A 12,349-nucleotide genomic window follows, 5' to 3' on the forward strand; every position below is an offset into this window, starting at 1 on the left:
GGAGAACAAGTGAAGATCAGAGCTTTGACCCTGACCACAGTGCTGATCGGCTCGGTCGCGCTGGCCGGATGCGGATCCGGCTCGGGTGGCTCGGGCGAGAAGAAGTCCGGAAAGCTTAAGCTCGGATTCATTTACGCGACCACGACGCAGAACCCGTTCCAGGAAATGGCGTACGGCGCGAAGGCCGCCGCCAACGCCGACGGGAATGTGACGCTCAACGCGTCCGCGCCCACCGGTGTGAACGGGCCCGTCCAGACCCAGCTCTTCCGCTCGGCGATCCGCAGCTCGCCCGACGGGATCGGCCTGCAGGCGCTCGCGCCCGACCTGTTCCTGCGTCCGCTCAACCAGGCCGCGGAGAGCGACATCCCGACGGTCGCCGTGGACGCCGCCGCGCCGCCCGGGACGAAGACCAACCTTTTCGTCGGCAACAGCAACACCGAGGTCGGGCGCGCGCTCGGCGAGGAATTCGTCAAGAACGTCCCGGCGGGCACCAAGGGCGAGGTCGTCATCGGCCTCGCGATTCCGGGCCTGCGGCTTCTTGAGCAGCGCGTCGAGGGCCTCACCGCCGTCATCAAGAAGGAACGTCCCGAGCTGACGATCAAGGGCCCGTTCGACTCCAAGTCGGAGCCGACCGAGAACTTCAACGCCTGGAACTCGATCGTGAAGGCGAACCCGAAGGCCATCGCCTACCTGGGCGTCGGTGCCCAGGACGGTGTTTCGCTGCCGCTGATCCAGAAGCAGACCGGGCGCAAGTTCCTCGCGGGTTCCTGCGACCTCGACCCCGCCGCGTTGAAGGCCGTGAAGGACGGGTCGCTGTTCGCCCTGTCCTCTCCCGAGCACTGGCTGAAGGGCTACGTCGCGATCTCGCTGCTGATCCAGAGCAAGCGCGAGGGCAAGAAGCTGCCCGAGGGCTGGTGGAACCCCGGCACCCTCGTCGTCAACGCCGGCAACATCGACGAGGTCATGAAGCGCCAGGCCAACGAGCAGAGCCGCAACGCCTTCTTCAAGGCCGAGGCCGAGAAGCAGGTCAAGAACCCCGGCCAGTACCTCAAGCCGCTGAACCAGGCCAACTGATGGTGAAGGCCGACCGATGCTGAAGGCCGACTGATATGAGGGCCAGCTGAAATGACGGTGCTCCGCGCACAGAACATCACCAAGACCTACGGCGGCGTCACGGCGCTCGCCGACGGCGCGATGAGCGTCGAACCGGGCTCGGTGCATGCTCTTCTGGGCGAGAACGGGGCCGGGAAGTCGACCATGGTGAAGGTGCTCGCGGGGACGATCCGTCCCGACGCGGGCACCCTCACCATGGACGGCCGGCCCGTCGCCTTCCACAACACGGCGGACGCGGTCCGCCACGGCGTCGCGGTCGTGTCGCAGGAACTGAACCTGTTTCCGGACCTCGACATCATCGCCAACCTCTTTCCGCTCCGCGAGCCCAAGCGGGGCCCGTTCCTGAACCGCCGCGCGATGGTCGCCGCCGCCAAGCCGATCCTCACCAGGCTCGGCCTGGAGGTCGACCTGCGCACCCTCGTCCGCGAGCTGTCCCTCGGGCAGCGCCAGCTGGTCGAGATCGCCCGCGCCCTGCTGGCCGAGCCGCGCGTCCTCATCCTGGACGAGCCCACCTCGGCCCTGGACCGGGACGGCTCGGACCGCCTCCTCGGCATCCTTGAGGTGCTGCGGGAACGCCAGGTCGGCGTCGTCTTCGTGTCGCACATCCTCGAAGAGGTCATGCAGCTGTGCGACACGATCACGGTGCTGCGCGACGGCAAGACGGTCCTCAGCGGGGCCGACCGCGCCGACCTGCAGATCGACGACATCGTCTCGGCGATGCTCGGCCCCCAGTCCGAGCGGGAGGCGCCGCCGCCCGCCCCGCCGCGGGCGGCGAACGGCCCGGAGCTGCGCCTGGACAAGGTGTCGGTGGACGACGTCATGTCCGGCGTCGACCTCCGCGTGCACGCCGGCGAGATCATCGGCTTGACGGGGCTGGCCGGGGCGGGGCATCTGGCCGTCCTGGAGCTGGTCGCGGGGCTGCGGCGGCCGTCCAGCGGGAGCGTCCGGCTGCCCGGTGACCGCCCGGTCCCCCGCGGCCTCGGCCGCGCGATCGGCGCGGGCGTCGCGGTGGTGTCGGGCGACCGGCGCGGCCGCGGGCTGATGCTGGACCAGCCGATCTGGCAGAACATCGGCCAGGTCCGCTCCATCGGGCTGAGCCGCGACGGCCTGGTCGTCCGCAAGTCGGCGCTGCGCTCCAGGGCCCGCGGCCACGTGGACCGGCTGCGGATCCGCTGCCGGGACGTGGACCAGCGCGTCGGCCTGCTCTCCGGCGGCAACCAGCAGAAGGTCGTGCTGGCCAAGTGGCTGGACGCGTCGCCGACGGTGCTGCTGCTCGACGACCCGACCCGGGGCGTGGACGTCGGCGCCAAGGCCGAGATCCACGACCTGATCCGCAAGGCCGCGGCCGACGGCGCCGTGGTCCTGCTCGCCTCGACCGACCTGGAAGAGCTGGCGGAACTGTGCCACAGCGTCCTGGTCTTCTACCGGGGCGAGGTCGCCGCCCGCCTGTCGGGCACCGACCTCGACCAGCACACGATCGTCCGGGTCTCCAACACGGGCGAACACGGATAGCACGGAGCGCGCTCACACGGCCGCCGCGGGGATGACCGCGGCGGCCGTTTCATGTCTCGGGAGCGGCGCCGGACGGCCACGCCGAGTGATCATCCGTTCGGCTCCCGGCGCTCTTTTCGGGCGTCCCTTTCACCGGTCTAGTCCGCATGCTGGACCGGTTCCAACCGAATGGCTCGATGGAAATTTGACCCTTGCACACCTCTTGAAGTGCGGTTATGTTCCTCACAATTAGTATAGTTTCCTAATTATTGAAGGGAACTGAGATAGCCGTGCGCACCAGACCCCCCCTCCGGCGGATCGTCGCCGGAGTCACCGCGCTGCTCCTGATGTTCGGCCTCTCCGTGGCCATGACCACGCCCGCCAACGCCGCGGGCCCGACCGCGGCCTGCCGCACCGTCCAGGAATGGGGCGGCGGAGCCCAGTACACCTGCACGATCACCAACAGCGGCACCGGCGCCACATCGGGCTGGAAGCTGGAGTTCGACCTGGCCGCCACCGTCCGGATGGGCTCGTACTGGGATGCCTCCCTTGCCAGTTCGGGCACCCACCACACCTTCACCAACCGGAACTACAACGGCACGATCAGCCCGGGCGGCACCGCCTCCTTCGGCTTCCTGGTGTCCTTCACCGGGACGCTGAGCGGCCCGGAGAACTGCAAGCTCGACGGCCAGCCGTGCGACGGCGGCCCGTCCGACACCCCGCCGAGCCCGCCCGCCAACCTCCGGACGACCGAGGTCACCTCCACGTCGGTCTCCCTGGCCTGGGACACCGCGTCCGACGACCAGGGCATCAAGAACTACGACGTGCTGAACGGCAGCGCCGTCGCCGCCACCGTGACCGGCACCACCGCCAAGGTCACCGGGCTGACGGCGAACACGCGCTACACCTTCACCGTCCGCGCCCGCGACACCGCCGACCAGCTCTCCGAGGTCGGCACCCCCGTCACCTTCACCACCCCCGGCTCCGGCGAGGACGCTCCCCCGTCCCAGCCCGCCGAGCTGAAGGTCACCTCGACCGAGGGCGACACCGTCGAGCTCACCTGGAAGGCCGCGACCGACGACAACGGCGTGGCCGGATACGACGTGCTGCAGAACGGCTCGGTCGCCCAGTCCGTCACTGCCACGACCGCCAAGGTCTCCGGCCTCCGCCCGGGAAGCTACCGGTTCGCCGTCCGCGCCAAGGACTCGATCGGCCAGTTCTCCGAGCTGAGCAACGAGGTGACCGCCACCATCGGTGCCGGCACCGGCGGCTGCCGCCCTGACGGCCTCTACCAGACGCCGGGCGTCACCCCCGCGTACTGCGAGGTCTATGACGAGGACGGCCGCGAGAAGATGGGCGAGGGCCACCCCCGCCGCGCCATCGGCTACTTCACCAGCTGGCGGACCGGCAAGGACAAGAAGCCGCGCTACCTCGCCAACGACATCCCGTGGGACAAGGTCACCCACATCAACTACGCCTTCGCGCACGTCGACGACCAGAACAAGGTCTCGGTCGGCGGCGACAAGCCCACCAACCCGGCGATCGGGATGGAATGGCCCGAGGTCCCGGGTGCGGAAATGGACCCGAGCCTGCCGTACAAGGGCCACTTCAACCTGCTGAACAAGTACAAGAAGCAGCACCCGAACGTGAAGACGCTGATCTCGATCGGCGGCTGGGCGGAGTCGGGCGGCTACATCGACGACAACGGCAACCGTGTCGCCTCCGGCGGGTTCTACACGATGACCGACACCCAGGCGAAGATCAACACGTTCGCCGACTCCGTCGTCGAGTTCCTGCGCAAGTACGGATTCAACGGCGCTGACATCGACTACGAGTACGCCACCTCGATGCAGTACGCCGGGCACCCGGACGACTTCGGCTTCTCCAACCCGCGGCGCGCCAAGCTGATGGCCGGATACGTGGCCCTCATGAAGACGCTGCGCGAGAAGCTGGACGCGGCCGGCGCCGCCGACGGCAAGCACTACATGCTGACCGCCGCCGTCTCGGCGTCCGGCTGGATCCTGCGCGGGCACGACAGCTACCAGGTCGTCCCGTACCTGGACTACGCCAACATCATGTCCTACGACCTGCACGGAAGCTGGAACCACTTCGTCGGTCCGAACGCCGCCCTGTACGACGACGGCAAGGACAACGAACTCCAGGAGGGCGGCGTCTACAACGCCTACGGAATCGGGTACCTGAACACCGACTGGGCCTATCACTACTTCCGAGGCTCGATGCAGGCAGGCCGCATCAACATCGGTGTGCCCTTCTATACCCGCGGCTGGAAGAACGTCCAGGGCGGTACGAACGGGCTGTGGGGCAAGTCCGCCTTGCCCGACCAGAAGCAGTGCCCCAAGGGCACCGCGGGAGATGTCGGCTCCACGACGCCGTGCGGCGACGGCGGAAACGGCATCGACAACATCTGGCACGACCTGGAGAACGGCAAGGAAATGGCGTCGGGCAGCAACCCGATGTGGCACGCCAAGAACCTCGAAAAGGGACTCCAGGGCACCTACATCGGCGACTACGGCCTCGACCCGGCCACCGACCCCGACGACCGCCTCATCGGCACCTACACCCGCAACTACAACAGCACCATGAAGACGCCGTGGCTCTGGAACGCCACCGAGAAGGTCTTCCTGTCCACCGAGGACGAGGAGTCGCTCGCGGCCAAGGCCAAGTACGTGGCCGACAAGGGCATCGGCGGAATCATGATCTGGGAACTCTCCGGCGACTACGCCTGGGACCCGGCCCGCAATGAGGGCAAGGGCGAGTACTTCATGGGCAAGACGTTGATCAACGTGATCCACGACGGCCTGAAGAACGCCGCCCCCTACGGGAACCTCAAGTCCAGCACGACGATGCCCACCGAGGTCCTCGACGTGAAGGTCGACCTGGTCAACTTCCCCGTGGGCGACTCCAACTACCCGATCAGCCCGAAGATGCGCATCACCAACAAGTCGGGCCAGACCATCCCGGGTGGCGCCACCTTCAAGTTCGACTACGGCACGTCCGCCCCGGGCGACATGTCCCAGCAGACGGGCTGGACGCTCACCAACCAGCCCGGCCATACCGGCAACAACACCGGCGGCCTGAAGGGCGACTTCCACAAGGCCACCCTCACGGTGCCGACCTGGTCGAGCATCCCCAACGGCGGCTCCGCCGACATCGCCCTGAGCTACAAACTGCCCATCTCCACACCGTCCAACTTCGTCCTCACCTTCGGAGGCAAGTCCTACGTCCTGACCCAGGACAGCCCGAGAACCGCGTCGGTGGGCGGCCTCCGCTGACCGACTGACAGATCCACCCCAAGGCAGGGCGTGCGCCCCCAGCGCACGCCCTGCTCTTTTCTGCGTCCGGTGAGTGGGCGGCACCTGGCAGGCATGTGGAACAGGTTCTAGTATCCGGGCCATGAGGTTCACCTACGCCGAGGCGATGACGGATCCGTCGTTCTATCTGCCGCTGGCCCGGGCCGCCGAGGCGGCGGGGTACACGAGTATGTCGGTGGCCGACTCGCTCGTCTATCCGGAAGAGTCGGACTCGGTTTATCCCTACACCGCGGACGGCACCAGGGACTTCCTTGAGGACAAGCCCTTCATCGAGACGTTCACGCTGATCGCGGCGATGGGGGCGGTGACCAGCACGCTGCGGTTCACGCCGTTCGTGCTGAAGCTGCCGGTGCGGCCGCCGGTGCTGGTCGCCAAGCAGGCCACGTCCACCGCGTGCCTGACCGGCGGGCGGCTCGGGCTCGGGGTGGGGATCAGCCCGTGGCGGGAGGACTTCGCGGTGATGGGCGTGCCGTGGGAGCGGCGCGGGCGGCGGATGGACGAGGCCATCGACATCGTGCGGGGGCTGAGCGGCGGCGGGTACTTCGAGTTCCACGGCGAGTTCTTCGACATCCCGGCGATCAAGATGACGCCGGCGCTGCCGTTTCCGATCCTGGTCGGCGGGCACAGCGAGGCGGCGCTGCGGCGCGCGGCCGTCCGGGGGGACGGGTGGATGCACGCGGGCGGCGGCGACCTCGACGATCTGCTGACCAGGCTCGATCGGATTCGGGAGGCGGAGGGCAAGGCCGGTGAGCCGTTCGAGATTCACGTGATCTCGCCGGACGCCTATTCGCCCGACGGAGTGAAACGGCTGGAGGACAAGGGCGTCACCGATGTCATCGTCGGATTCCGGATGCCCTATGAGAAGGGGCCTGACAAAGAGCCACTGCACACGAAGATCGAGAATCTGGAGCGGTTCGCGGAGAGGGTCATCGCCCGGATATGAAACAGGAACACGTTATAGGCGAGGAGCATCCGGCGCGGCGGGCGGCGCGAGTCTCGATGGGCGCCGTCATGGCGGGGCGGAAAAGTGAATGGCTGGGGCTTTTCGCGCCGGACGCCCTGATCGAGGACCCCGTCGGTCCGTCGTTCCTCGATCCCGAAGGGCGCGGGCACCGGGGACGCGACGGCATCGAGGCGTTCTGGGACGGCTTCATCTCCACCATCGCGAACTTCGACTTCGCCGTCGCCGACTCGTTCGCGAACGGCGCCTGCTGCGCGAACGTCGTGACGATCACCACGACGACCGGCGACGGCGCCACGATGACCATCGACTGCGTCATCGTCTACACGGTGGACGACGACGGCCTCATCACGTCACTGCGCGCCCACTGGGAGCCGGACCGCGCCCTGGCCACGCTCACGAAGACTGCTCGGTGATGTCGGTGCCCTTCGGCACGATGGCGTAGACGGCCGCCGCCACGGCGATCATCATGAGGCCGCCGAGCAGCGACGTCGTCTGCATCGAGTCGGTGAACGCGGCGCTCGCCCTGGCCGCTAGGTCGGGCAGGCCCTGCCGGTCGGCGATCGCCACCGCCGAGCCGAGGGACTCGCGCGCAGCCGCCGCGGCCGGGGCGTCGAGCGGGCCGAGATCGTCGTCCAGGCCGGTGCGGTAGAGGAGCGCCGCGACGCTGCCGAGGACCGCCACGCCGAGGACGTTGCCCAGGTCGTAGCTGGTCTCCTCGATCGCGGCGGCGTTGCCCGCCTTGTCCCCGGGACTGCCCGACATGATCATCGCGGAGGCGATGGCGAGCGACCCGATGCCGGCGCCGACGAGGCTGAGGGCGATCAGGACGTGCCAGTACGCGAGATCGCCGGGGACGACGAACAGCACGAGCATGCCGGCGCCCGCGACGGCGAGCCCACCGGCGAGCACGCTTCTGGCGCCCGTCCGCCGGGCGAGCCAGGGCGCGAGCAGCGACGCGAGGGTGGCGGTCGCGGCGACCGGAAGCAGCCGGACGCCGGTCGCGATCGGGCCCAACCCCTCGACGAGCTGCATCCACTGGGCGAGCAGCAGCAGCGCGGCGGCCAGCGCGAACGTCGAGCCCAGCGCCGCGACGGTGCCCGCGGTGAAGCGCCGGCTGGTGAACAGGCGCATGTCGAGGAGCGGGTCGCGGCGGCGCAGGCTGCGGGTGACGAACCAGGTCAACGTCGCGAGCGCGGCGATCAGGGCGACCCACCCGGACGGGACGGCGAGGCTCTCCTCCTTCGCGAACCGCTTGAGCGACCACACCAGCAGGACCATGCCGGCCAGCGACAGCGCGGCGCCGGCACCGTCCCAGCGGCCGGGCCGCAGGCTGCGCGACTCGGGCAGGATCAGCGCCCCGGCGATCAGCGCTGCCACCATCAGCGGCACGTTCACGAGGAACGCGGCGTGCCAGGAGAAGTACTCCAGCAGGAGCCCGCCGACGACCGGCCCGACCGCCGCGCCGATCCCCGACACCGCGGCCCAGATCCCGAGCGCCGTCGCCCGCTCGGCCGGGTCGGTGAACACGGTGCGGATCAGCGACAGCGTCGCCGGCATGATCATCGCGCCGCCGAGGCCCAGCACGGCGCGCAGCGCGATCACCGCCTCGGCCGACCCGGCGAGCAGCACGAGCCCGGACGCGCCGCCGAACACGGCGTAGCCGGCCAGCAGCAGCCGCCTGCGCCCCCACCGGTCGCCGACCGCGCTCGCCGACACCAGCAGGCCCGCGAGGACGAGCGAGTACGCGTCGACGATCCACAGCAGCTGGTTCGACGTCGGCCGCAGGTCCGCCGACATCTCGGGGATCGCGATGTTGAGGACCGTCAGGTCCATGGTGATGACCAGCAGGCTCGCGGAGAGGACGACGACCGATGCCCAGCGGCGTCGCGCCCCCGGCGTCTTGTCCATGGCGACGCTCATCGGGGCTGCGTGAACAGTGCCGTGATGGCGTCGGTCAGGACGTCCAGGTCGAGGGGCTCCTCGTGGAGCACGGCGTGCCAGGTGGCGCCGTCCGCGAACACCGCCACCGCCGTCGCCCTGGCGGGCCCGATGTGCGCGGAAAGGATGGCGACCAGCTCGTCGAACCAGCGCAGCGACAGCGAGCGCAGCCGGGGATCGTGGACGGAGGCCCAGGTCAGGGCAGTGTCCGCCTGGACGAGACGCACGTCCCGCAGGTACTCGTGCAACGCGGACGCGAGCGCGGCGGGCGCGGAGGTCATGTCCTGCATGGCCTCGCGGACGACCGCGAGCCCGTCGTCGATCTCGTCCGCGAGGTGCTGCATCGCCGCCTCGCGGAGGTCGGCCAGCGTCGCGAAGTACTGCGTGGTGGAGCCGAGCGGCACCTCCGCCCGCGCGGCGACGAGCCGGTGCGTCAGCCCGTCCGTGCCCACCTCGGTGATCAGCTCGGCGGCGGCCTCGACGATCGCCCGCCGCCGCCCTTCGGGGTCACGCCGGCTGCGCGGCCGACCGCCCGTTCCGCTCTCGTCCGGCATGCTTCCCCACCCCTAATGTACGAATGTACATGTACGATAGTACACAAGGGTTCTGGGATCCGCTCGGGGGCGTGCGAGGTCAGGGGCCGGAGAAGGCCGAGGCTGCGATCAGGACGTCGTGCGCGACGGCCTGGTCGCCGCTGGTCTCGGCTTGGACGCACGCGGGGTCGCGGCGTCCGCCGGTGAGAAAACAGAATTCGAGGACGTCCATGCGCACCTGCGCGGACGGGCCGTCGCCGCCCGCCGTCTTGCCCAGCGGGATCGTCCACCGCCCGCCGCCCGGGCCGTCGAGGACCAGCCGCAGGATGCGGTCGGGATGGGCGCGGCCGGTCAGCGCGAGCCCGCTGGGCAGGCTCCGGGCGCCGAGGTCGGCGATCGGGTACAGGTGCTCGGGAAGCGGCGGCGGCAGATCGCGGCCCGTCGCCCGGGCGATGTCGTCGGCGTGGATCCAGGTCTCGAAGGCGCGTTGCGTGACGCGGTCGGCGAGGCGCGTCCGCAGGCCGCCCAGTTCGACCCGGCGGCCCGTGTCGGCCTCGGTCAGGCGGTCGCACAGGGCGTCCGCCTGGCGCCGCCACTCTTGGCGCGCGTTCTGGGGCGGGGGGCAGCGGCTGATCGCCTCGCGGGTCCGGTCGAGAACCTCGCCGGCGGACGAGCCGCGCCCGTCGAGCGCTTCGCGGAGCAGCCCGTCGGTGGCGGCCAGGTGCACGACCAGGTCGCGGACGTCCCACTCGTCGTAGGCCGCGACCACCAGCCACTCGGCGGCGCGCAGGTCGGACAGCAGGGCGTCGAGCATCGCGACGAACGCGGCGTAGGGCCGGGCGAAGCCGGGCGCCGGGCGGGCGGGCGCGCGGCGGGCCAGCGCCGCCCGGAGTGTGCGCGCACGCAGGTCCAGCGGAGGTTCGGTCATCGGGTGCTCCCTTCCTCGGCCAGGGTGTCGGCGATGCTGCGCAGCCCGGTGCGGATCCGCGACTTGACGGTGCCCTCCGGTAACCCCAACTCCGCGGCGGCCTGCCGGTAGGTCCGTCCGTGGTAGTAGGCGAGCTCGATCGCCTCGCGCAGCCGCTGCGGGAGGGCCGCCACCGCGTGCCGCACCCGCGCCCCCGTCTCGTCCGCGATGATCACGTCGATGATCGTCGCGGCCGGTTCCGGGTTGCCGACCGCGTCCAGCAGCCGCCGCCTGCGTTCCTCCTTGCGGACCCAGTCGACCGCGCGCCGGTGCGCGAGCAGCGCCAGCCACGTCCGCAGGCTCCCCCGGCCCGGGTCGAAGGCGTAAGGGTGCTCCCACAGGTGCACGAACACGTCCTGCGTGATCTCCTCGGCGGCCTCACGGCTCCGTGTGACCCGTAACGCCAGCCGGTAGACGAGGGACGAGCAACGGTCGTAGGTGTGCTGAAGGGCCGCGTCGTCTCCCGCTGCGAGACGCTGCCTGAGCGTGAAGTCCCCGTCCATCGAACCTTCTCCCTGCCTGACGACATGGTTGCCGCAAATGAGGTTCGTTCGCCCGAATGGCGGGGATGGATGGTGGCCGGGTCCGGCCGCCCGGACGGCGGTACCGCCGGCATGCGGCGGGTTGCTCCGTTCCACGCCGGCCCTCCATCGCACTCGTCGCCATGCCTTCGTACGGGCCGGACATCCGGATGAATTCCGGGCATGTGATCTGGCTCACAGCAGGTCAGGCGGTGTCGGCGGCCACCAGCGTCGCCATCGCGGCGATGTCGGGCGCGCGATTCGAGCACCGTCCTCAGCTCGGCCCGGAAGTCGCCCAGGTCGGGGACGGTCAGCGGCCCCACCCGCGACTCGGCCGCGGCGATGATCAGGTCCTGCCTGGTGGGCCGGCGGCGGTAGATGGCCGGCTTGCTGACCCCGGCCCGCTGGGCGACGGCGTCCATGGTGACCTGCGCGACGCCCGTTCGGCGACCAGCGCCACCACCGCGTCCAGCACGGCGGGCGCGACCCGCTCCTCGCGCGGCCGTCCCGGCCTGCGCCCCGGCCCCGACCCCGATGCCGGAACGCGGCCCCGCTCGGCTCGCCCCGCCTGCTTCTCGACCATGCTCGGAGAGTAGGGCCGCGACGCGTGGCGGCCGGCAGAAGGGACGCGCTCGCGCCCCACCTGCCGGCCGCCCGACGCCGCGTTACCGCGTTACCGCGTCACCGCGTCAGCAACGCTTCCAGGCAAGGTGGTAGTTCGCGTTGGCGTTGACGGATTCCACAGCGATGAAGCTGGGCTCCTCGGAACCGCCCGCGTTGACCCGCACTTCGGTGTTGATGTTCAGGTTGCGGTCCTCGCCGCACGCCTTGTAGACGAGCTCGTCCCGCGGGATCCGGTCGTTGAACCGCCAGGCGCGGTTGGACGGGCCCTCGATCGTGTGCGTCACCGCCCGCGTCTCGGAGCTGCCCTGGATGTAGTAGCTCGTCCGCCGGACGGCGGAGGCTCCTTCCTGCACGTGCGCGAAGCCGCGGGAGGAGATCCCGACGGGCGCCCACGTCCAGCCCTCGGGGGCGCCGACCTTGACGTTGAGCTGGCAGTTCTTCCGGAACTCCGTCGGCGGGGCGTCACCGCCGCCCCAGGCCATGTAGTTGTCGAAGGTGACGGTGAAGGCGCTGCCGCCGTTGGTCGGGGTGACCTTCGCCGTGCCGGCCGGGCAGCCCGAACCGAGGACGGTCGCGACCTCGAGGGTGGCGCCGCGAGGCGCCCAACCCTGCTCGGACTGGGTGCCTGCGTCGGGGGTGGTCTCGGAGGAGGAGGCGGCGGCGTAGGACACCGATGCCAGGGCGGGCAGGAGCACGACGGCGCCTACCAGGATCCCCACACGTCTGATCTTCATCATGGGTCGGGTCTCTCAGGAGGGGGTTGCCGCCGTCGTACGCGAATTCCACCGGCGGTGACCGGCGGACTACACGGACAATGGCGGCCGGGGCCGAATGGCGATCCTCACGGTTCGGAGAATCGTTTCGGA

Annotated in this window: 10 protein-coding genes; 5 read left to right on the forward strand and 5 right to left on the reverse strand. The window is 70.1% G+C overall.

The genetic code is table 11. From position 1 onward, the window contains the following. Positions 1-9: 9 nt before the first annotated feature. The 5 genes from ACH34S_RS03325 (at position 10) to ACH34S_RS03345 (ending at position 7,313) form a co-directional block, all read left to right on the forward strand. Entirely contained in the window at positions 10-1,074 is a 1,065-nt protein-coding gene (locus ACH34S_RS03325) for a sugar ABC transporter substrate-binding protein (protein WP_395950865.1), read from the forward strand. Between the two features lie 51 nt (positions 1,075-1,125). Further along, entirely contained in the window at positions 1,126-2,625 is a 1,500-nt protein-coding gene (locus tag ACH34S_RS03330; RefSeq protein ID WP_395950866.1) for a sugar ABC transporter ATP-binding protein, read from the forward strand. Positions 2,626-2,894: 269 nt separating this feature from the next. Then, entirely contained in the window at positions 2,895-5,897 is a 3,003-nt protein-coding gene (locus ACH34S_RS03335; RefSeq protein ID WP_395950867.1) for a glycosyl hydrolase family 18 protein, read from the forward strand. A 121-nt stretch (positions 5,898-6,018) separates the two neighbouring features. Beyond that, the gene (locus tag ACH34S_RS03340; RefSeq protein WP_395950868.1) at positions 6,019-6,879 is read left to right on the forward strand and encodes a TIGR03619 family F420-dependent LLM class oxidoreductase; all 861 of its coding nucleotides are present in this window, start codon (positions 6,019-6,021) and stop codon (positions 6,877-6,879) included. Next, positions 6,876-7,313, forward strand: coding sequence for a nuclear transport factor 2 family protein (locus tag ACH34S_RS03345; protein WP_395950869.1), 438 nt, complete (start codon positions 6,876-6,878; stop codon positions 7,311-7,313). The genes ACH34S_RS03340 and ACH34S_RS03345 overlap by 4 nt, the downstream gene beginning before the upstream one ends. On the opposite strand, the gene ACH34S_RS03350 is transcribed toward ACH34S_RS03345, so the two are convergent. The 5 genes from ACH34S_RS03350 to ACH34S_RS03370 form a co-directional block, all read right to left on the reverse strand. Then, the gene (locus ACH34S_RS03350; protein WP_395950870.1) at positions 7,294-8,820 is read right to left on the reverse strand and encodes an MFS transporter; all 1,527 of its coding nucleotides are present in this window, start codon (positions 8,818-8,820) and stop codon (positions 7,294-7,296) included. The two genes, ACH34S_RS03345 and ACH34S_RS03350, sit on opposite strands and share 20 nt — an antisense overlap. Further along, positions 8,817-9,392: a TetR/AcrR family transcriptional regulator gene (locus tag ACH34S_RS03355; protein WP_395950871.1), complete on the reverse strand. Its 576-nt coding sequence runs from the start codon at positions 9,390-9,392 to the stop codon at positions 8,817-8,819. Before ACH34S_RS03355 ends, ACH34S_RS03350 begins: the two co-directional genes overlap by 4 nt. A 79-nt stretch (positions 9,393-9,471) precedes the next feature. Then, a complete protein-coding gene (locus ACH34S_RS03360) occupies positions 9,472-10,299 on the reverse strand; it encodes a maleylpyruvate isomerase family mycothiol-dependent enzyme (RefSeq protein ID WP_395950872.1) in 828 nt (275 codons plus the stop codon). Beyond that, positions 10,296-10,841 (reverse strand): RNA polymerase sigma factor, encoded by a 546-nt coding sequence (locus tag ACH34S_RS03365; RefSeq protein WP_395950873.1) that lies wholly within the window; start codon positions 10,839-10,841, stop codon positions 10,296-10,298. The genes ACH34S_RS03360 and ACH34S_RS03365 overlap by 4 nt, the downstream gene beginning before the upstream one ends. Positions 10,842-11,548: 707 nt before the next feature. Next, positions 11,549-12,202 carry a DUF4360 domain-containing protein gene (locus ACH34S_RS03370; protein WP_395950874.1) on the reverse strand — a complete coding sequence of 218 codons (654 nt, stop codon included), beginning with the start codon at positions 12,200-12,202 and terminating at the stop codon, positions 11,549-11,551. Positions 12,203-12,349: the final 147 nt, after the last annotated feature.

Source organism: Actinomadura sp. 3N508, assembly GCF_044326375.1.
Lineage (GTDB): Bacteria > Actinomycetota > Actinomycetes > Streptosporangiales > Streptosporangiaceae > Spirillospora.

Bases quoted from the DNA above. Each gene is read 5' to 3' on its own strand.
- ACH34S_RS03355 (WP_395950871.1), bottom strand. From the start codon at position 9,392: ATGCCGGACGAGAGCGGAACGGGCGGTCGGCCGCGCAGCCGGCGTGAC.
- ACH34S_RS03340 (WP_395950868.1), top strand. From the start codon at position 6,019: ATGAGGTTCACCTACGCCGAGGCGATGACGGATCCGTCGTTCTATCTG.
- ACH34S_RS03360 (WP_395950872.1), bottom strand. From the start codon at position 10,299: ATGACCGAACCTCCGCTGGACCTGCGTGCGCGCACACTCCGGGCGGCG.
- ACH34S_RS03330 (WP_395950866.1), top strand. From the start codon at position 1,126: ATGACGGTGCTCCGCGCACAGAACATCACCAAGACCTACGGCGGCGTC.
- ACH34S_RS03345 (WP_395950869.1), top strand. From the start codon at position 6,876: ATGAAACAGGAACACGTTATAGGCGAGGAGCATCCGGCGCGGCGGGCG.
- ACH34S_RS03350 (WP_395950870.1), bottom strand. From the start codon at position 8,820: ATGAGCGTCGCCATGGACAAGACGCCGGGGGCGCGACGCCGCTGGGCA.
- ACH34S_RS03365 (WP_395950873.1), bottom strand. From the start codon at position 10,841: ATGGACGGGGACTTCACGCTCAGGCAGCGTCTCGCAGCGGGAGACGAC.